The sequence below is a fragment of the Quyinboa sediminis genome (assembly GCF_042219855.1).
Classification (GTDB): Bacteria; Bacteroidota; Bacteroidia; order Bacteroidales; family UBA5342; genus JBHJHP01.
On the sequence record NZ_JBHJHP010000009.1, the window covers coordinates 207,076 to 229,509 of the forward strand.

At 41.8% G+C, this 22,434-nt stretch carries 11 protein-coding genes; 6 read left to right on the forward strand and 5 right to left on the reverse strand.

Translation table 11 applies throughout. From position 1 onward, the window contains the following. Positions 1 to 244: 244 nt before the first annotated feature. The 5 genes from ACE1EF_RS18625 to ACE1EF_RS18645 all read right to left on the reverse strand — a co-directional run bounded on the left by ACE1EF_RS18625 (position 245) and on the right by ACE1EF_RS18645 (position 15,119). Positions 245 to 3,424 (reverse strand): LamG-like jellyroll fold domain-containing protein, encoded by a 3,180-nt coding sequence (locus ACE1EF_RS18625; protein ID WP_375722212.1) that lies wholly within the window; start codon positions 3,422 to 3,424, stop codon positions 245 to 247. A gap of 449 nt (positions 3,425 to 3,873) precedes the next feature. Next, positions 3,874 to 5,952: a beta-galactosidase gene (locus tag ACE1EF_RS18630; protein ID WP_375722213.1), complete on the reverse strand. Its 2,079-nt coding sequence runs from the start codon at positions 5,950 to 5,952 to the stop codon at positions 3,874 to 3,876. A gap of 17 nt (positions 5,953 to 5,969) precedes the next feature. Further along, on the reverse strand, positions 5,970 to 9,953 hold the full coding sequence (locus ACE1EF_RS18635; RefSeq protein ID WP_375722214.1) for a beta-L-arabinofuranosidase domain-containing protein: 3,984 nt from the start codon (positions 9,951 to 9,953) through the stop codon (positions 5,970 to 5,972). Between the two features lie 48 nt (positions 9,954 to 10,001). Further along, positions 10,002 to 12,056: a beta-L-arabinofuranosidase domain-containing protein gene (locus ACE1EF_RS18640; protein WP_375722215.1), complete on the reverse strand. Its 2,055-nt coding sequence runs from the start codon at positions 12,054 to 12,056 to the stop codon at positions 10,002 to 10,004. Between the two features lie 216 nt (positions 12,057 to 12,272). Further along, positions 12,273 to 15,119: a two-component regulator propeller domain-containing protein gene (locus tag ACE1EF_RS18645; protein WP_375722216.1), complete on the reverse strand. Its 2,847-nt coding sequence runs from the start codon at positions 15,117 to 15,119 to the stop codon at positions 12,273 to 12,275. A 477-nt stretch (positions 15,120 to 15,596) separates the two neighbouring features. Between ACE1EF_RS18645 and ribB the strand changes: the two genes are divergently transcribed. From ribB to ACE1EF_RS18675, 6 genes are all read left to right on the forward strand, one after another. Next, positions 15,597 to 16,223: a 3,4-dihydroxy-2-butanone-4-phosphate synthase gene (gene ribB / locus ACE1EF_RS18650; protein WP_375722217.1), complete on the forward strand. Its 627-nt coding sequence runs from the start codon at positions 15,597 to 15,599 to the stop codon at positions 16,221 to 16,223. A 15-nt stretch (positions 16,224 to 16,238) separates the two neighbouring features. Next, the gene (locus tag ACE1EF_RS18655; RefSeq protein WP_375722218.1) at positions 16,239 to 17,000 is read left to right on the forward strand and encodes a DeoR/GlpR family DNA-binding transcription regulator; all 762 of its coding nucleotides are present in this window, start codon (positions 16,239 to 16,241) and stop codon (positions 16,998 to 17,000) included. 183 nt (positions 17,001 to 17,183) lie between these two features. Then, on the forward strand, positions 17,184 to 18,674 hold the full coding sequence (gene glpK / locus ACE1EF_RS18660) for a glycerol kinase GlpK (RefSeq protein WP_375722219.1): 1,491 nt from the start codon (positions 17,184 to 17,186) through the stop codon (positions 18,672 to 18,674). Between the two features lie 109 nt (positions 18,675 to 18,783). Then, positions 18,784 to 20,199, forward strand: coding sequence for an L-fucose/L-arabinose isomerase family protein (locus ACE1EF_RS18665; RefSeq protein WP_375722220.1), 1,416 nt, complete (start codon positions 18,784 to 18,786; stop codon positions 20,197 to 20,199). 116 nt (positions 20,200 to 20,315) lie between these two features. Continuing rightward, positions 20,316 to 21,170, forward strand: coding sequence for a transketolase (locus ACE1EF_RS18670; RefSeq protein WP_375722221.1), 855 nt, complete (start codon positions 20,316 to 20,318; stop codon positions 21,168 to 21,170). Between the two features lie 40 nt (positions 21,171 to 21,210). After that, entirely contained in the window at positions 21,211 to 22,161 is a 951-nt protein-coding gene (locus tag ACE1EF_RS18675) for a transketolase family protein (RefSeq protein WP_375722222.1), read from the forward strand. Positions 22,162 to 22,434: the final 273 nt, after the last annotated feature.

A 22,434-nucleotide genomic window follows, 5' to 3' on the forward strand; every position in this document is an offset into this window, starting at 1 on the left:
ATCCGTATCAGAAGCTTCTGCCAATCCGTTTGGACGTCGGCGAATACCTGTATTTTCACCTCAGTAGTATTCAGTCAGACTATGGTATTAATTGCGGTTGTGAACTAACTTAATCCTTTACCGGAACACCATAACTAATGTTTCGGGAATCAGCACAAATGTGTTTTAAGTGAAAATTTGCCCCGGCTCTGAAGCTATTACCAGGCTCTTATACGGACCAGACAATCAAACCGGGAACATGATCTCACGCCTTGATCACCTTAAATAATTTGGTTTTACCATCCAATCTGACTTCGATAAGATACATTTGAGATTTATTCAGGTAAAACTCAGTCACATCTGAATCTGCTTTAAATTCCGTTACCAACTGTCCTGTAACATTATATACCCTGACGTTTGCATTAGTTGCATTACTCAAATGAAATGCTCCATTCGTCAATACTGTCGGGGTTATGATCATTTCCGGCTGCGAATTACTCTTTACAATCCGGATATCAGTAGAAACAAGAAAATTTTCAGCCCGGGCAGCAATAGTGTTTTCGTTCATTATACCCTGATAGATATTATATTCGTCTATTGAACCGATCCATGTTGCATCAGCAGAATATCCGCCTTTACATAAGTAAGCAAATGAATTATCAAGGGCCTGAATTCTGTTGCTTCCGGTAAAGGGTTTTTTCCCAACTAAAGTACCATTGACATACCATGTAATTTCGTCGCCAGAAAGTGTACTGACCAGATGGTAAAGCCCACCGTCGTCAAGCTTCGTACCATAAACCCTGTCCTCAGCTGCCCAGGGAGACGTTGTGTTTTCGCATGAAATGGCAGCGCTGCTGGCATTGTTGTTTGCCAGCGTAATGTAGAAATAGTTTACTCCGAATGTCCCTGAGGTACCGCCGAAATAACTTATCATTGTGTTTGCCGTATTCGTTGTACCTGCTTTAACAAATGCTTCAACGGTAACAGCCGAATAGTTATTAATACCAATTATATCTCCGGGAAGGTCAATGTATTCTCCCTGTGCCGATGTAGTATAAATGCCATCTGAAATTGTACCCCCAACAATTGTTCCGTCTGCAATTCCGACTGTATCTTTTGCTGTACCGTCTTCAAAGGGATAAGAATGCATCAAAACAAGTGTAGTATCAATTTCTACAGGCATAGGATCATTTATAATGGTATTGTAATTAAACCATTTCTTATAAATGTTTGCTTTGTATAATACATTTTTCACCGGTTTTATACGATAGTCATAATGATGTGTACGGGTTTTCTCTCCTTTATAAATATAATCCGTATTTGATACCACCGCAAAGACTACTCCGTTGGCTGGTTGCTGATCCAATGCGATCATACATTCCCCGCCAAAAACAGGTTGTCCGTAAATCATTTGTCCATCTGAAGTTCTGTAACACAACTGACAGGTCATGTTCACATCCAATGGCTGGAAGTACATGACTACTGTATCTCCTGATACATGAAACGGGATTTGATTACCACCTGACCATCCCGGCGTTGTTCTTGCTTCCGGAACATACCATCCGGCAGTATCCTTTGTCACTTTCACGTAGGGTGTTGAAGTCCATGGTTCAGGATGTAACCATGCCGGCTCATATTCAGCAATAATATTGATACCTGAGTATCCATTGATCAGATCTCTGATAGAGTTCGTCCATGGTCCAAAGTCTACCAATGCCTGTTTCGCTCTGTATTCATAAATCACACGACGAATCTGTTCTTCTCCTATTGAATCAGCAATACCTTCTAATACACGTGAAGGACAATTTTGCCATATCCATGGAATACTCTTATCACCCAAAGCCTGAGCTAAATAAACCGGGAATCCGTTTCCATATTGCGTACCTCCCAGAAGTGTTCTCCAGGTACTGGCATAATCTCCCTGATATACACCTTCAGCAGCCGGACCTCCAAATGATCCATCCTGCAACCAGCCACTGTAACATTCTATTGGCATAAACGGAGCTACAAACGTACCTGCGTTTAAAAATCCCATTGCACCATAACCACCTGATCTTCTGGAAGCAGCTTCCTGCTGTAACCAGGTATTTCCTCCTTCGTGAAACCATGCCGCATCCTTACAACCAGGCATGTCCGCCAGGATTGCATGAATCCCTTCATGTATCATAGCCCCCATTGAACCATCATCAGGAATATTTGGATCAAATCTGCTGACCGGAAAATAAGATGCCAAAACGTTAGGCCAGGCTTCACCGTTATACGTGCTTACACCCATCCAACCTCCTAAGGCTGTGCTGTCTGCATCATCTGTACACAAACCAGATCCAAATAAATAGATCGCTGAACGGTAACCGTTTCTTGCACGTTTATCTCTTGGCCAACCCATTTCATCAGAAAAATAAGCAAACTCCCGATCAAAGTATTTTAACATGGAATCGATGGCTTCGTCTGTAACCAATGAATTCGCATTGGGACCTTTTTTAAATGTCCACCAATTATAATTGTAATCTGTCCCCCCACATTGATCGGGCAAATTCTGAGTTGGCATAGGTAAATTTGGGTTTTCCGGCGTAAAGGCTATCGTTGGATTGTATTCAGGCCAGAAATATCTTGCTCCATTTTCCTGTGCGGAAACAGTCAAATGAAAAAGTTGAGTAAACACATTACCACACGAGTTAAAATATGTAGCATAATACGTTCCGCTCTGATTGGTCTCGACATCTACAAGTTTTAAGTTTTTCACATCGGCAGAAAATCCGTTTGGACCTTCCCAGTGCCAATCGTTGGTTTGTGCTGAATCAAGACTGTTAGGGATTAACTCAACTGTATTTCCGACAACGGCATAAGCACAGTTTAAGTCTAAGGTATCGCCATCATTTACTTTTACAGCGCTTGTCAGTTCAACACTGCCACATGTATCAGTTTTGGTTAACGTCACATTATCAACTCCAGTCCATCCATTGTTTTTTGCATCAAACTCTATGCCGATATACGAGCCTATAGCTTCCGGTGTTGCAGTTGCAAATACCTGCAAACTTTCGGGACTGGTACCTAAACCATTAAATGTAGTACTGGCAAGCACATTTCTGACACCGTCTCCATTATCATAGTATAATGAAGCCACAAAATTATTAGCACCGCTATAAATATCAAACCCATCGAAGGTTAACGTAAACTCATCCCCTGTTCCGATGATATAATCTGTAAGGTTGTAAGCCGATCCATCAACCCCTTTCCAGAAAGCACTACCGGCGGCTTCTACACCGGAATCAGTAATTGGGCCATCTGTACTCCAGCCGGGAACACTCCCCGCATTGTCAAAATTGGTTTTAACGCCTGGCAAAGTAAAATCACCGTTTGTTACGGTGATAGGCACCTGCGCCTGTAAACTTACAGCACAAAAAAATGCTACTGCTCCTAAAATTAATGTTCTTCCCTTTTTCATAATATTCCTTTATCCATTACTTCTCCACTCCATTTTACCTGCCCTGTCATCCTTTAAATTACCAGTTATTTAAGATTCCTCAATGAAGGATGTGCTACAATATTTCGTTGTGAGAATTCTTTTATATTACCATTTAATCTAATTCAGTATCTGTATTTTTTATTTATCACGGCAAAACTCTTTCATATCTATTTTTTTTTGAATAATCAGAGTTAAACCTTTTGTACAAATTATCTTTTTCATTTCCCTAATTACATTAACTGATGTTTCGGAAAGCGGTACAAATGTGCATTAAAGTTGAAAGAGAATCCATTTTCCATCCTGCACCTTTTATTTGCTTCCATCTTCCTTATAATTATCTCTGTCTTGTCAGTTTTCACCTTTTTATCAAACGGCTTTGCATCCTTTCGTAATCACTATTTTTGTCCCATTATTGGATAACGTTGATCCTATTCTTCAATAATAATAACACCCCACGGCTCAATGTTCAGGTTTTGTTGATTCCTCACCTTTTTATCCGTTAACAACTCCGTCCCTTTTTGATATGTATATTTAATTTCCCTGGGTTCAGATGAATAATTATAGTAATACCGGATGGTGTTACCATCATCATTTTTACCCGATTTAGTAATTAAAGGCCAGTGCAGATCCTGATCCGCTGTTTTTAGGCCCATATTCTCCAGTTCTTTCAGTATTATTTTTTCCTGTATGGCATCTGAAACCATACAACCTTCGTAAATTAATTTACCTTTTCCGTAGTCATTCGACGTAATGGCCGGATACTGATCAAAATACCTGAAGTCATAATATGCCAATGCCTCTGCTGTTTCCGGTATAATGTATTCCGCCCAGGTATGAACTTTATTCTGGTTCTCTCCAACCTTAAACGGATCACCTTTTAAGGTCATTTCTCCAATGCTTGAAAATTCCTGGTAATAAAAACCGCATAACTCGCGCAAAGGGCCCGGCGCAACTGTTGGGCGCACCATTGAGTTTTCATCGCTGAATCCGCTTTTAAACTGCATAATAACATGTCCGCCTTTTGCCACAAAGGATTTTATTTTTTCAAGCAATTCAGCGTCTGCTACATATAATGAAGGAATGATTAACAATTCATAATCGTTGAAATCTTCATCGTACGGAAAAACAAAATCAACACCTACATTATTTTCATACAGAATTTTATGGAACTGATCCATTTGGTGATACTTGTAATAATTCCATGAATTTCCCTGGTGATTAAACGGCATAAAGTTTAAAGCTGAATTCGAGTCATGGCTGAACAATATGGCTACCTTATTCTCCTTTTTCAGGTTAACCAGCTTTTTACCAATAGCCTGAAGTTCGTGTGCAGTTTTCGACATTTCAGCATATGCCCGGTTGGGTTTCATGTCGTGTGACAAAATTCCTTTCCAGTAGATCTCCTGCCCGTAATGAATGGAATGCCAGTGCCAGTATTCCACCATGTTGGCACCTGAGCCCAAATGCGCGTATACATTTTGCCGTAACTGGCCGGGATACGGCGGCTGCTGGTTCTTGGAATCCCATCCTGTGGTCTGCGCATTGGTTTCGGTAATCAGGTAGTTTTTATGTTTCACCGAACGGAAATAATCACCGGCAAAAGCGATTTCCCGTCCTGTCAGGTGGTCCTGCTGTTGATGATACACATTTACGCCCATCACATCCATTAATTTAGCGCTTTCGTGCTGATCCACATTTTCTACCGATGTCATAAAGCATTGCATGATAAACTGGTCATCGCGTTTGTATTCCCGGACAATGGCTGACTGCCAGGTCAGAAATTCTGCCAGGGATTTACGGTTGTACCTTTCCCATTCCAGTTTATATCCTGTATTGGTAATGCCGTCGCGTGGAGCAAGCTCTTCCCAGCTATCAATGGTCATTCCCCAATAGTTTAATCCCCAGATTTTATTCAGGTTTTCGGGTGTTTTAAATTTATCTTTCAGGTAGTTCACAAAGCCGACCTGATAATTTTCGTTGTTTACGCCGCGCGTTTCGGTTTCATTATCAACCTGAAAACCGATGATGCCCGGATGCTTTGCATAATGCTCCATCATTTTGCGAATGATCCGCTCGCTGTAGTACAGGTAAGTTGGATCAGTGATGTTCATGTTTTGACGGATACCATAATAAGCCTTGCCCCCGTTTTTGTACTCCAGTAAAACTTCCGGATGTTTGTGCCAGAGCCATGCAGGAATAGAATAGGTTGGTGTTCCCAGAATTACTTTTATGCCTGCCTCATGCATTTTATCAATGATCCGGTCCATCCATGCAAACTCGAACTCACCTTCGCGGGGTTCAAACAGACTCCAGGTGGATTCTCCAACCCGGACAACCGATATCCCGGCTTCCTTCATCATGCGTACATCCTCATCGAGACGCTCGAATGGCATGTATTCATGATAGTAGGCCACACCATATAAGATATTATCAAACTTTTCCGGCTGAGCTTTCAATATTATGAAAACAAACAGACCTGCAATTGTCAGAATTATTTTATTGCCCATAACTAAAGTCTTGCTTATTATTTACCCACAATTAAAACCTTTTGCCTGGTGTTACCTGCTGTAACGATATAAATACCGGATGGTAGTTTTATCGTAAATCTAGCCGCCCCGGCTAAACGATTAAAAAACTGTCGGCCTGATATATCATGAATCCGAATACCTGTATCAGATAAAATATTAGTGACAACCAGCTGATCTCCTGTGCTGTAAATCAATGCAGTTTGTTGTTCTTCTCTTTTATCCGTATCAATTCCTGTTGCGTTTGTTACCATAACATTGAATTTGAACACAACACGGCGAGCCATAGTCCCGGTGGAATATGTGAGTGCCTGGCTAACGGTATATGTATCCCCTTCATCACTTAATCCGGGAAATAACCCTATTTTAAAAGACAGATTATTTATGTCGAATTCAGAGAAAACAACGGAATTGCTATTCCAGTTCGTCACATATCCGTCCGGATCAAACCAGTGCCCCGGATTTGTTGCTGTGGAATTTGTATTCAGTGTTCCGGCCGGACTTAATGCTGCATATTTTAGGGTTGAACCAAAACTACTCCTTAACTCGTCACTACTTAATCCAAATGCATCGTTTAAAAGCTGATCGTTAATAACCACAGTATTAAAAGGATAAACCGTATTGTCAGGACCATATTCCGGTTTCACACGCACATCGTAAACAAGGGTATCTGTTGCCGGTGTGGCTTCGGCATGCGCACTGCTCCTGGCAATCCATACCGCCATTTCACCGGGACCGCGGTTCGACCAGGCATAGTAAGGAATAGCCTTCAGCTTTTTATCCTGAAGTACGATGGTATGTGTTTCACGGTCAGCGGTCGCGATCTTACCATCAATCTGAAGACTCACCACTCCATTCATCCATTCCGGTTCACTTACTGCAGTAATTTGATTATTGTCTTCAATAACACTGTTCAGTACATGTCCGCCATTATCCGGCCATTCCAGCGTATATACAATCGGTCCGCGTTCCAGTGACACTTTACCTGCATCTTCTTCTACCAGTTCGTTAGCCACAGTCCGGTGTACATCCATCGGAAAATTAATCTGAATCACATCATCCGATGTCCAGGTTCTTGTGAGCACAATGTAGCCATCTGCATTCAACTCATATTCCACCGGTTCATCATTAACAGATAAAGTAATGTTGTTTTCAGTGGTATCCAGATAGCTGTACAATTCACCGGGGACAGGATTATTTTTTGCCCAGCCCGGAACCCTGAGAAGAAGACTGAATGCTTTTGATGTTTCAGGATTGATAGTTAGGCTGACATTCCCTTCCCACGGATAATTGGTAACCTGCGTAATCCGTACCGTATCTTCATTAAGACTAATCGTGGATTCCCCCTGAACATAAAGATTAACATAAATGCTGTCACCTTTCTGCGCGTAAATATACCCCGGCATGGAAGGTACAAAACGGCATAAGTTACTTGGACAGCAGGCACAGCCAAACCATTCTTTACGGGTATTCGCGCCCTGGTTGAACAGGTATTCCCCGTCTGATTCCAATGGATTCGGATAGAAGAAAAGATTGCCTGAAAGGCTTATTCCGGAAATAATGCCATTATATAATGTGCGTTCTATCACATCGTAATATTTTGACTGTCCGTGCATTAAAAACATACGGTGATTCCAGTATACATTTCCGATAGCCGCACAGGTCTCACAATAGGCCTCCTTGTTGGGCAAAACATAATTATGATCAAAGGCCTCACCGTCATGTTTGGCACCAATTCCACCGGTGATGTAGTATTTCTTATCAACCACATTTTCCCAAATCGTATCAATGGCATGCAGATACGAGGGGTTATTCGTTAAGGCAGCCACGTCAGCCATTCCTGAATACATGTACACCGCACGAACAGCATGTCCAACTGCTTCTGTCTGTTTAACGACAGGCAAATGACTCTGACTGTATTCTTTTCGCATCACACCCTTGGTTCCGCGCAGATCAAGAAAGTATTTAGCCAGATCAAGGTAATCTTTGTTTCCTGTGACCCGGTATAATTTAACCAGTCCCATTTCAACAATCTGATGACCAGGCTCATATGTTAAACCGCCCACTAAAAAGTCTTTCACAAGAAGATCAGCACTCTTAATGGCTATATCCAGTAATGACCGTTTGCCTGTTGCATTGTAATGCGCCACCGCTGCTTCATAAAGATGACCACAATTGTACAGCTCGTGGCTGAGATCCGGATCTTTCTCCCAGCGTTGTGCTCCTACCCAATCGTGTAAATTACCGGGTTCGCCTGCTGTACGGGCTGTATACAAATAACCATCTTCTTCCTGGGCCTTTTCTATATAATAAATGAGTGTGTCCATCTGCTTTTCCAGTTCCTTATTGGGCAGACTTTGAATGGAGTACGACATTCCCTCCAGTATCTTATAAATATCCGTATCGTCGAAGGTGTATTCTGTTGAGAAATAACCAGGCATTAAACCACCGGCTTTCTTAAAGTTATCCACACGTCCGGTGATGTAACACTGATTTAGTGCTATAGGAATGGTTGTTTCCTGGTTTTGAAGAATACGGGGCGACCAGAATGCGTCGTTAAGTTTTACCTCTGTAAATGAAACCGGTTCAATCGGGTAATCATGATATTCATGCGTACCACCGGTATCTGAACTTAATGAATCGCTTGCATCATAAATCTGCCAGTTATCGAGGTAAACAGTAGTCGCCGTTTCGTTATGGCCGTTATTTACCCAGGCACCACCACCTACGGGATTTGCCACGCTGAACGTATGCTCAAAAAATTGCCATTCTCCTTCGGTATCCGGTATCAAAAAGTAAATATAATCGCGGGCCTGCTCCACTGTTGCATCATCAGTGCTTGTGAACACACCACCGTTACCATAAATTCCTGTTTCGAAGGTACCATTGGTTTTAATCCATCCGCTCACTTTATACTCAGCAGCATCAAAATACATATTCGGAGACTCAATACCCGATGTGCCATTCAGTTTTAAGCACGTAGCACCGCATTTAATATCCTCCCCATCAGAAAGGGTAACAAGTGTAGGAGGATTGCTCCAGGTTGAATACCGATCCATGGTAAGAAAACGCGGATCGTAAATAAGGTTCAGAACTTTCTCCTGGAAACAGTCGTTGTCCCTGGAGGTATTAACAACAATATCTTTATGTGTTGAACCGCTTAGAAATGTCAGCGTATCAAAGGCACTTGTTCCTTCCACGGAATTAAATGTCATAGTCAGACTGTAGCCGCCAACTGACTGTGCCTCAAGCTGTGAAATATGTGCTGCTGATAGCTCAACCCCGCTTAATCCATTTTTAAATGCCACATGAATTCCTTCTTCCGGAATATTGATGCCTTTAACATTGAGTGTTGCTGTGGATTTTCCCCTGACATCCGATAAAACAATTTTAGATGCATTTACCAACACAGAAGGATCTGCAAACTCTGAATAAACCTCCCATTCAGTTATACCCAATGCCGCATAAGAAGTTCCGTTGGTTGAAGCATTCAGAAATAACCGTATTTTTTTTGTCTTTACCGGTTCAAACTCAACAGCATTGACAGATGCAATATTCAGTGGGTATGCCTGTCCATCAGATAACGTAACATCCTGCCATTCAGACGAGCTACCGTTCATATACTGAATTTTCCAGGAAGAAGGCATGGCCACGCCATCGCCTGCCGTTGAGCCAGCATTATCACACCAGAAATAAACAGATACCTTATTAACGGATACCGAATCGGACCATTCATAACTTAGCCACTGAGATGCCGGACGGGTATTGCTCCAGGATCCCCATGTTTCAGAGTTACCTAAAGAAGGTAATCCACCTCCCGCTAAACCAAAGCCAGCAGTTTGATTATTCACAGCATTCAGATTATTCCATGCTGCCGTATATGATGCTGTTACCGATGATGCATTGGGTGCAACATTCACGAGGGTTTGCGCATTTGCAGTCAGTCCTGTCAAGGCAAACAGAATCATTAAAGTCTTTAACATTTTCATGGCAAGTTTCATTATTTTATCCTTTATTGTTTCTTTAATACACTACATATGATTCAACCATATACCGTATGTGTAAGCACTGGAATGCCTGTCGGGATCCGGTAGATCTGTCCGGGTCCACTGTCCAATATTGACAAATGGGGTGAGAACGAGTTTAACCTCTTTTCCCCTTAAGAATCCTTTTGTTTCATAAACCGGCCCAAGCATTTTATCATCTTGTTTTTGAACCGGAACTGGTAACACGGATGTATTAATTCTAATGTCTTTATTCAGATCTGCTGAAGCGTCCAGCTGAGTATTCCAAAACATATCAAGAGCATAAACAACCGGCCCTCTCATAAAAGCTGAAGGAATAATTTCGGTTGGAACCTCTCTATACATGTGTTCCCCACCCGGTAAATAATACATGGTATAGTCACTGTGATGTGCTCTTGTAATCCACTTCTCTTCCATTGGAAAACGAATTTCAACCATATCCCCTTTCTTCCATTTCTGTGAAAGCTGAAGATAAGTCCCTGATGTGACTTCAGGAATTATATTGCCGTTTAATTTCACTTCAGGTGTTTTACACCAGGAAGGAATTCTTAACATCAGATTTTTGTCAACAGGATCTTCAGATACAATTGCCAGCTCAATTTTATCCGTTTCAGGATATGTGGTATTGATCCTGAATTTGAATGCATCTCCTTCATAATCCGATGCCAGATATTGGTTAATATAAAAATCTTTTCCGTTCTCCGCATAAACAAACGTTGGAATCAATGATATTATCCTGTGTCCGCTTGCAGTGCAGCAGTCAGGACCATGGAAGTAGCCATTCGGTTTTGTACCGTTTGGTGGTGTATGATACCGGCAAATGCCTTCTTCAGCTGCCTGAGCTGCAAATACATGATTAATCATTAACTTTTCAATGGCATCCGCGTACTTCACATCACCTGTCAGTTCCAGCAGCATTTGTGTGAGTTGCATCCAGGACATGGTGGCACAGGTTTCCACTATATTTCCGGAAAGTGGTTTTACATAATCGTGTTCATAGTGTTCTGCCACGCTGACGCCACCGGTTATATACATTTGTCGTTCATTGATATCATTCCAGGCTCCGGTCACTTTCCTTAATAGCGACTCATCCCCGGTTATGCGGTATAATCTTAAGAAACCCATGAAATTCATATGAAAGGTATGGGAATGCACATAGGGCTGAAGTTCATCCACACCAAGCTTTCCGTCGGCAACTGAATCGAGGCGGGAGAATGAATCCCAGCCACTCCATTTATCAATATTGCTTACCACCCATTGACTCCAATCCAGATATTTTTGTTTACCGGTGAGTTCATACAACCGTGTTACGGGATCAGCCAGCAAAGTGCCTTCCCATGAATAATGCACACTGTGACCGGCAAACTGTGACGTTCCGGCCAACTTGTGCCGGATGTTTTCCGGTGGACGTAAATCTGATGGCCAGAACTCCTGCTTTCCGGGGCCAAAGTATTCTAAAAAGTATCCGGCAAGTTTTTCAGCGGCATTCAGAGCCTCTTCATTCCCTGTCTCTTCATAAACCGTCATAAAAGAGTGAAATACAAAATAGAGTTCATAAGGATCCATTCCCCTTACCGGGCGTTCAGCAGAACGAAAATCTTTGGCTGTTGCACCAACATAACCACTTTCTTCCTGTGAAGCAATAATCCGGTCCAATACATCTTTTGCTTTAGCCAATAAGGCCTGATCATCAGACTGGATTGCAGACAGATAGGCCGACTCAACCCACTTTCCATGCTGTTCCGCCTGTGTCCAGTTCCAATCCGTATGTTCCCGTTTAACAATAAAATCGACATATTTATCAATGGGAAATGTTTCCAGATAGTTTTTCCGGTTAACGTCCATGCGGTGTCCGAAAAACCCGGTAATGTTTTTAACAGCAGAAATCTTTACCGGCCTTTCCCTTGCTTCTACTTTTACTGTTTTTTCTTTACCTGTTGACGTGCAGGATGTGATGAACAAAACGGACATCACCAGAAGCAGGAAACCTGATCTTACATTAATTTTTGACATGTAATAATTAAACCCTGAAGTGATTTTAACGATAAAAGCTTTCTGCATATGCATGATGTTTAAACCTTGATATTGTGAATACTTAAAAATCCAACATCAAAGAAAAGGAATAAAAAAACAAACTCTTATGGGTTATAAATCAATTCAAAGGGGGTAACAGGGCAAGTCTGAAATGAATAAAAACCCCAATCATTTGAAGAAAAATACCATGGTGTTTTCGTGCGTTAGCATGGCACTGATCCCGAACCGTGAAACAAATCAGTGTCAGGATTTGGATCTTTTCTGGTATTCACCAGGTGAAATTCCATAAATGCTTTTAAAGGATTCTGTGAAGTTTTTATAATCACTGTACCCCAAAGCAGACATAACTTCGGTAATAGTTGCTGTTTTGTTTTCGAGCATACCTCGTGCATGCTCCATCTTAATTTCTTTGATAAATTCAAAGGCCGTTTTACCCGTAATAACCTTTATCTTGCGGGAGAGAGTAGACCGAGACATGTTCATTTCATTGGCGAGGCTGTCGATATTAAAAGAACTATCATCCAGATTGCTTTCAACAATCCGTGTAGCCTTATCAATCATGGTCTTGTCAATCTTTACGAATTCCGGTGTTGATGCACTTTCATTACTATCAACATACTGATGCATTTTAACCAGTTCAGCACTGTCAGCCCATTTTTCTTTATGACGTCGTTCTGTCCGTCGGGCAACTAAATATATACCATAAATTAAAGCGCTTAATCCGAGCAACAGATAAATAACATACGCCATCCAGCTCTCAAACCATGCGGGCTGCTGCACAATACTCAGTGATGTTACCTGATTACTCCACAAGCCGTTTTTGTCTGTTGACTTAACTTGAAAAGTATAATCTCCTTTTTTAAGATTACGATAAAATGCTGTATTTATACCCATACCGGGATAAACCCATCCATCCTCAAGCCCTTCCATACGGTAAGCATAACGGATCTGATCCAAGTGATGAAAATCCAGCGAGGAAAAGTCAATTTCAAGATTCTTTTCATCCGGAGAAATACTCAGTAACCCGTCATTCCTTTTACCCTTCGTATAATCCATCAGAATGCTCTTTCCTCCGATTCGAATGTCCGTAATATGGGTAGTCACTTTTTCGGGAATCCCTTCCAATTGTTGAGAAGGCGATATGGAGATGACACCTGAAATACCACCGAAGAATATCTCATCCGGTTTATCGTAAAACACCGCATTCGATAGAAACCGGGTTACAAGGTAGTCGTTGTTTCGTGTAGAATAGATGCGATATGCACTGTTATAAGGATTATACTCTTTTATATTCTGGTTGGTTACAATCCATAAATGATTGTACTCGTCTACAACCACATTGTTAATGATATCTCCTTTCATACCACAGGCCAGACTGTAGTCCTCCAGATTGTTATCCTTTAAACTGTACTTCAGCACCTCTCCCTTTCCGGTACCAAGCCAAAGGTTTCCATCACTTGTAGCATCAATACAAACAAAATCCTTTTTAAAAGGATGCCAGGTAAGTTTCAGTCTGGAGTCAATGGAACAGATGCCTTTGTTTTGCACTGCAAGCCAAATCGTTCCATCATTTGTTTCAGTAATATCTGCTACATGACCCAGATCTTCTGCATAAGGTTCCAGCTGTTTACCGGAAATGTGATAAACATACAAGCCCGTTCCGGTTCCGATCCAAAGTCTACCTGCTTTATCCTCCCATACAGAAGCCACTAATCCGGGATTATCTGAAACGTCGTTTAGTTTTATCTGCACCTGCAGCTTCATATTTAATCGGTCGTGGCTTAATCCATATACCTCAGATCCATAAGTCACAGCCCAAATCATGTTTTCAGTTTTAGAACCAATCATGTCCTGAACATACCAGAATGGCAGATTCCTGACACTTTCACATTCTGAATAATGCTTCAGGCCTTCCGTTTTGGCATCATACATGTATAATCCATATCGCTCCTGCGACAGCCAGAAAAGGCTATCCTTGTCATAATACAAGGCAACAACAGCGGGATTTGCCCTGATCCTGTCCCTTAAACCCTTTAGCGGATACTTTTTTACCTTATGTTCGTGTATATCAATAATGAAACTTTTCACATCAAATGCAGAAACCCATAATTTACCTTCCCTGTCCTTATAGATTTCATACAGCATTTTATTATCTGAATCCAGAAATGGTGAGGTATCAACCTGTTCCAGCACTCCCTTTTCATTTATCCGGAATGCAAAAAGTTTCTTTTGGGTTGTCACCCATAAATAGCCAAATTCATCATCTCTTACCATATGAAAAAGATCCGCAACCGGCTGATTCATGGCATCCAAAGGCAAGGGTTGCGGAACATAACGCTGGGATTCGTTTTCTGCATCAGGTGTGAACCGAACAATGCCACGGCCCCAGGTTCCAAGCCAGTAACAGTTGTGCTCCTTATCCCTGATAATGCGCTCAATATCCATATAATTCCGGTCATGAAAATAAGGTTCAAACTGATCCTTTTGCCTGTCCAACCGGTACATTCCTCCACCGGTAATTGAAATAAGGAGTTCGCCATCCGTATCGTCATATACAAAATATACGCTTCGGGGAGCACTATTATAACTTATGTCGTATGTATTAATCAATTCACCATCGGACTTAAACCGGAGTAATTTTCCCGAAACACTGATCCAGATTGTGCCATCGTGCGTGACATTAATCGAAAAAACATTGTGAGTGGAAAGTTCACCCAGATCAACAGGTGTTATTTTGTAGTTTTTTTTACTAAGAATATAGGCTCCCTTTAATGTACCAAACCAGATGTTTTTGTTCTGATCCTCATTAATATAGGTGATGTAATTATCAGCCAGCAGATCGGGGTGCTGAAAATCGGAACGAATTGTAATGACTTCATACCCGTCATACCGGCAAAGTCCGTTAAATGTACCAAACCACATGTACCCATCACTGTCCTGGAAAATACGGTGAATGGCATTCACCGGCAGTTTATCCAATGCCGGAATTTCCCTAACCGTAATTTGCTGAGCGGATAATAAAATTGGAACCAGTCCTGATATCAGGATTAGAATAAATGAACAGATGGTATTTAACCTTATTTTCAGCATTTTAAGATTAGCTCAGAATACAAAGATAATATTCGTCTCAGGATTTAAAACTTTTCACAAAAAACGTTTACAAATAAAACAAATTACTCATTAACCTATCGACTATACACGAACAGGAAAATGAAATCATACCCCCTGATTACGAGTATATTAATGCGATATACTGATCACCACAGGTAGTTTTGATTCCAACTTTTTCCGTTGAACTTCTGACGAAGATATTCATATTACACCATACTTCAGGCATCCGTAAGGTCCTGTTATTCTTCAAACTCAAGCTGTGAAATCAGAAGTGTTCCGGACTCAGAGCATCGGTGCCATTTGCTGCGATATCGTCAAACCTGTGCCTGACGGGGTTCATCTATCTGCTATCGTTTCCCGGTTTAAAGAATAACATGAATTCAATACCCTTTTCGAATACTTTCTTTTTGCTTCCTTTTAATTTCGTTACCTTTGCGTTCTAATTTAAATAAGCACATGACAGATTCAGAACGCCGTAATATTGAGGCGACCATTGAGGAATTTAGAAACGGGAAAGTGGTGATTGTAACCGATGATGAACATCGTGAAAATGAAGGCGACTTTATTGCTGCTGCAGAATTAACCACGCCTGACATTATCAACTTTATGAGCAAGGAAGGACGTGGCCTGATTTGTGCTGCCTTAACCGAGGAACGATGCACGGAACTGAAGCTTAATCTAATGGTACAGAATAATACAGCTCTCAATAGTACAAACTTTACTATTTCTGTCGATTTATTGGGACACGGTTGTTCTACAGGCATATCTGCACATGACAGGGCCAGGACAATAAACGCGCTTGCCGGGGAGGATAGCAGGCCGGAAGATTTTGGAAGACCCGGACATATCTTTCCTATCCAGGCACATCCGGAAGGACTATTGGTCAGACCCGGACATACCGAAGCTACAATTGAGCTTGCAAAACTGGCCGGACTGAAACCTGCCGGTGTATTGGTGGAAATTATGAACCCGGATGGCAGCATGGCCAGGTATCCTGATCTGGTAAAACTATCTGAAAAACTGGGTGTAAAACTAATTACAATAAAACATCTGACAGAATATCTTAAAACTGTTAACTCATAAAACAAGTACACGACCATGCTCCCCAATCAACGCCGCGAAAAGATTCTTGAAATGATCCGGGAAGACGGACATGCCAAAGTACTTCAGCTGAGTAAAATTTTTAAAGTGACGGAAGTTACAATTCGTCAGGACCTTGAAAAACTGGAAAAAGAAGGATTTGTTGAGCGTGAACATGGAGGTGCATATCTGAAGAACATTGGATTGAACGTAAAAAACTTTGCGCTGCAAAATCAGGAATTTCTACCGGAGAAAGCTGCTATTGCTGCTAAAGCTGTAGAATTTATTAACGATGGTGATATTATCATTCTTGATTCCGGTTCAACAACCACAGAAATAGCCAAACGGATAAAAGGGTACAAAAACCTCACAGTAATCACCAATGCACTGAATATTGCATTGATCCTGGGGGTGGATCCGGAAATAAACCTGGTCGTTACCGGAGGTGAGTTTAAAGCTCCCACTCTTTCTCTGACTGGAGATAAAGCAGCCGTTTTTTTCAACGATCTTCATGTAGATAAACTATTTCTGGCCACAGCAGGAATAACCTTAAAGTCAGGACTCACCTACCCCAGCATTAGCGACATCGTGGTCAAGCGTGCCATGATTGAATCGGCCAATGAAGTCTACCTTGTTGCCGATTCCAGTAAAATAGGAAACAGCTCCTTTGCCAGTCTGGGGGCCTTATCACTTATCGATTTCATCATCACAGATTCCAACATAGAGAAAGATGAAGTGGAGATATTTAACCGAAACGACATTAAGCTGATCATTGCATAAAATAATGATAATCAGACTTTAAGTTTTGTTTCCTGCAGTAGAAGCTCTTTGAAAACATGCACCATACGGTGTATACATTTCTTTCATATTATTTGTTTTTATTTTCGATTTTTTTCTTTTATTTTTGTTTTCGAAAATATACAAAATAAATAATTGCATTAAAAACCTCTTAATCGCTTTATTTTGAGCAATACATACTACATTTTATCCATCGACCAAAGTACTTCGGCTACAAAAGCCATTCTATTCAATAAACAGGGAAAGCTGATATCCAGAACCACGGTACCTCATAAGCAGTACTATCCACAACCAGGTTTTGTAGAACATGATCCTGAAGAAATTTTTGACAATACACTGGAAGGCATTCATAAAACCCTGGAAGATGCCGATATCCGCGAGGATGAAATAGCCGCTCTGGCCATAACCAATCAGCGCGAGACTGTAATGATATGGGATAAAAATACCGGAAAACCGGTTTACAATGCTACAGTCTGGCAATGCCAGCGAGGCGCTCATTATTGTGATCAGTTGAAAGAAAAAGGATACAGCGATATGATCATGCAAAAAACCGGCCTGATCATCGATCCATACTTTTCAGCAAGCAGGCTTCACTGGATTATGCAAAATGTGGAAGGGCTGAATGAAAAGGCAGAAAAAGGTGCGCTATTGATGGGAACCATGGACACATGGTTGCTATGGAAACTTACAGGTGGCAAAATCCATGCAACGGACTATTCCAATGCCTGTCGTACGATGTTGTTTAACATCCATACATTAGATTGGGATGATGAGCTGATTGCACTGTTTGGTTTACAGAAAAACATGTTTCCTGAAGTGAAATTCAGCAACGATATTTTCGGGTATACCGATCCTGAAATTATTTTCAAAACCCCGCTCCCCATTGCAGGATTGCTTGGAGATTCCCATGCAGCACTGTTTGGACAAAACTGTTTTGAACCGGGCATGGCAAAAGCAACATACGGAACAGGTTCATCCATGATGATGAATATCGGCACTGAACCACGAAATGCACCAGATGGCCTCGTTACATCCATAGGTTATGGCCTGGATGAAACAGTATACTATGTGTATGAGGGAAATATTCATTGTACCGGTGACACATTAAACTGGCTAAAAAATGAAATTCAGCTTATTAATGATGCCTCAGAAACAGAGCCTCTTGCAAGGTCCGTTGAAAATAATAACGGAGTGTACCTGGTTCCTGCTTTTGTAGGTTTGGGAGCACCATACTGGGACAATCAGGCCAGAGCCTGCCTGTCCGGAATGCCACGAAATACAACCAAAGCCCACATTGTCAGGGCCGCTTTGGAAAGCATTGCCTACCAGATAAAGGACCTGATCAGCCTTATGGAACTTAAAGGTGGAATCAACCTTAAGGAACTGAGAGTTGACGGTGGCCCTACCCGTAACATCTTTCTGATGCAATTTCAAAGTGATATGCTGGACCGTGATGTTTCCCGATCTGAAATTGAGGAGGTTTCTGCGTTGGGTTCAACCTTTATGGCAGGACTGGCAACAGGATTCTGGAAAGACATGGATGAGATTAAATCACTTCGTGTGCACGGACAGCTGTTTGAATCGGGGATGCAGCCTAAAGAAAGAGAAAAGCTCTATAAAGGCTGGCAAAAAGCTGTTGCGCGTGCCCGGTTGTAATAATAACCGCCTCTCTGTCTGCTATCACAGACATCTCCCTAAAGGGGAGAATTAATGCTCTGGTGAAACTCGTTACTAAAGAAAACAAAGAATATAAAATATAGCAATCATGAAACTAAAGAAACAAACGTTTGGTGTGATCATAGCCACACGCAACATTTTTAACTACAAACTTGCGGTTGAAGCGCGTCAGAAAGTTCTGGCAAAGCTTGAGAAAATGGGTTACGGAACAGTTATTCTTCCGGAATCTGAAACTCCAACAGGCAATATTGAGGGTTATGCAGATGCCGTAAAATGTGCTAAGCTTTTCAAGGAAAACAGTGACATCATTGAAGGTATCATTGTAGTACTTCCAAACTTTGGCGATGAACTGGGCGTGGTAAACTCCATTAAATTATCAGGATTAAATGTACCGGTATTGGTTCAGGCCGTGGATGACGACAACGATAAGGTTGATGTAAAAAGCCGTCGTGATGCGTTCTGCGGAAAATTATCTGTTTGTAACAACTTCTACCAGTATGGTATAAAATTTACCGACACCATTTACCATACCTACAGTCTGGATAGCAAGGAATTTACCTTGGATATTGAAAAATTTGCCGGTATCTGCCGGGTAGTGAAAGGCCTGAGCAATCTGAGGGTCGGTGCCATCGGAACACGACCAATCGGCTTTCAGACCATGCGTTACAGCGAGAAACTGTTACAGAAATATGGTATCACAATAGTTCCGGTTGACATGTCGGAAATTATTGCTGCCGCTGAAAAAATTGATTATGATGATCCGGCTGTAAAGGAAAAAGTGATTGCCATTCAGGAGTACGGAGCATGCGAGATTGGTGCTAAAACCAAAATTGCCAAACAAGCCCGTTTCGGATTGGCTGTTGAAAATTGGATCAACGAAAACGACATCGATATTTCTGCATTACAGTGCTGGGAATCCATCGAGAAGAACTATGGATGTGCTGCCTGCGTGACCATGAGTATGATGGGTGAAAAGCTAATGCCATCGGCCTGTGAGGTTGATGTGGCCGGAACCATTTCGATGTATGCTCTGGCACTTGCCGCAAAAACACCTTCTGCCATCCTCGACTGGAACAATAACTTTGGAGAGGACCGTAACAAAGTTGTATGTACACACTGCAGTAACTACCCGAAATCATTCTTCCAGAGTGATATTGAAATCGGCAGCCTGGATGTACTGGGCACTGTTCTGGGTAGTGAAAATACCTTTGGAGCCGTAAAAGGGAAAGTGGCAGCAGGTGATATGACCTACTTCCGTATTTCAACTGACGATAATAAGGGCATCGTAAAATCATACCTGGGGGAAGGAACCATGACGGATGATCCATATGGTATGGATGGAGGAATTGCAGTAACTGAAATCCCGAATCTTCAGGATTTAATGAAATATATGTGTAAAAACGGTTTTGAACATCATGTGGCCATGGTTCGCGGCAGTGTACAGGAAATTCTGGAAGAAGCCATTGGGAACTATCTGGGTTGGGATCTTTATGTACATAAATGATACCTATCTTCCTGAAAATTTTGGCATATGAACTATTTTTTGCAGACACCTGCACCCAATTAAGTCTCCCGCAAATTACGCAGATAAGCGCAGAAAAATGATAAATGTTAATTGAAATGAAGCAATATACTGATCTGGAGTTACAGCTGAAATCTATAAAATACAGAAAAGCACTCCTTAAATATATCAAACTGGCAAAAGCCGGGCATACCGGAGGTGATTTGTCATGTACTGACATTCTGAATATATTGTACAATGATGTTCTGAATGTATCGCCTGATACCATTTCAGATCCGAACCGGAACCGGTATATACAAAGCAAGGGACATTCTGTGGAAGCCCTCTATGTGGTACTGGCGGATCAGGGCTTTTATCCTGAAAGCGATCTTGAGACGCTGTGTCAGTACAAATCGAAGTATGTGGGGCATCCTACCCGGAAAATTCCGGGCATAGAATTTAATACCGGAGCTTTGGGCCACGGCTTACCAATCAGTGCAGGGATAGCGCTGGCAGCAAAACGCGACAAGTCACCCTACAATGTTTTTACCATGCTGGGTGATGGTGAGCTGGCAGAAGGTTCAAACTGGGAAGCAGCCATGATGGCGGCGCATTACAAGCTGGATAACCTGGTGGCTATACTCGATCATAACACCCTGCAGATTACAGGGCATAACTATGAGGTGTGCGATCCGAATCCAATCGATGAAAAATTTGCTGCATTTGGATGGGAAGTGGTTTCCATTGACGGCAACAGCATATCAGAGTTGAGAAAGACACTCCATAACATTCCTGCCAAAACCGGCAAGCCAACCTTTGTGATTGCCAACACTACCAAAGGGAAGGGTGTAAGCTTCATGGAACATGTCAAAAAGTGGCATCACGGGGTACCGTCAGATGAGGAATACAAGGCGGCCATCGAAGAACTGACTCTGGCAGAAGATGCCTTATCGAACCAATTAATTGAAAGCTAAGCAAGTTGAATCACAGATTCAGTCTTTAATTCTAAATGACATGAGTTTAAAACCATTAGAAACAGGAAAAGCAAACCTGGAAATATATTCTGCCACGTTGATTGAGCTCGGCAAAAAAGATAAAAACATATACGCTGTGACCAGTGATTCCCGTGGATCCGGAAAACTTGGTCCTTTCGGCGACCAGCTACCGGAACAAATTGTGGAAGTTGGTATTGCAGAACAGAATCTGGTAGGTGTAGCCGCCGGTCTGGGATCAACCGGGAAAAGCGTGTTTGCAACATCTCCCGCATGTTTTCTGGCAACCCGGTCCCTGGAACAGGTGAAAAACGATGTCGCCTATTCCAATATTCCGGTCACCCTGGTGGGCATTAGTGCCGGTGTGAGTTACGGTGCTCTGGGTTCAACCCATCACTCGCTTCATGATGTTGCGGCTTTGAGAGCCATCAACAACATTCATATTGTGGTTCCTGCCGATAACTTTGAAGCCCGGGAAGCTGTAATTGCTGCATCGAAATCCAATAAACCTGTCTTTCTGAAATTCGGAAAGAAGCCGATGCCGCATTTGCCACGCAAAGAACAAACATTTGAAATTGGTAAAGCTTCCGTTATATGTGAAGGAACCGATGTAGCGTTTATTGCCTGTGGCGAAACTGTGGCTCCTGCTTATGAGGCTGCCCGCTTACTGGAAGAAAAAGGGATCAGCGCAGAAATCATCAGCATGCATACCATCAGTCCGCTGGACACGGAAGCAATTATCAGTTCTGCCAAAAAATGTAAAGCTGTTATTACAGTTGAAGAGCACAGCGTACACGGCGGTTTGGGTGAGGCTACTGCAGCAGTTTTAATGCAGAACCGGATATATAAACCATTCAAAATTGTAGGTATACCTGATGAAGATACAGTAACCGGATCGCAGGTGGAAATCTTTAACCACTACGGTATCTGCGGTGAGGGTTTATCACAAACAGCCATTGAATTGTTAGGATGAATTAAAATACTGATCCGATGACTTCGAGCCATCGGATCAGTTAAACTCTTGCTAATTACCTAAAGAATAAATATCTTAGTCAGACTAATTATAACCTGAAACGTTTGTGATGTACCTGTTTATTATAACTTCTAAAGCAAAGTTTTCAGATGCTAATCATTCATAATTAACGTGAGTTCGATCTAAGAAAACACAGAAAAAGTTTGAATAAAAAAAGGTTTTTGATTATATTTAAGTATCTGACATTTAAATATATAGCAATCAAAAACCTTT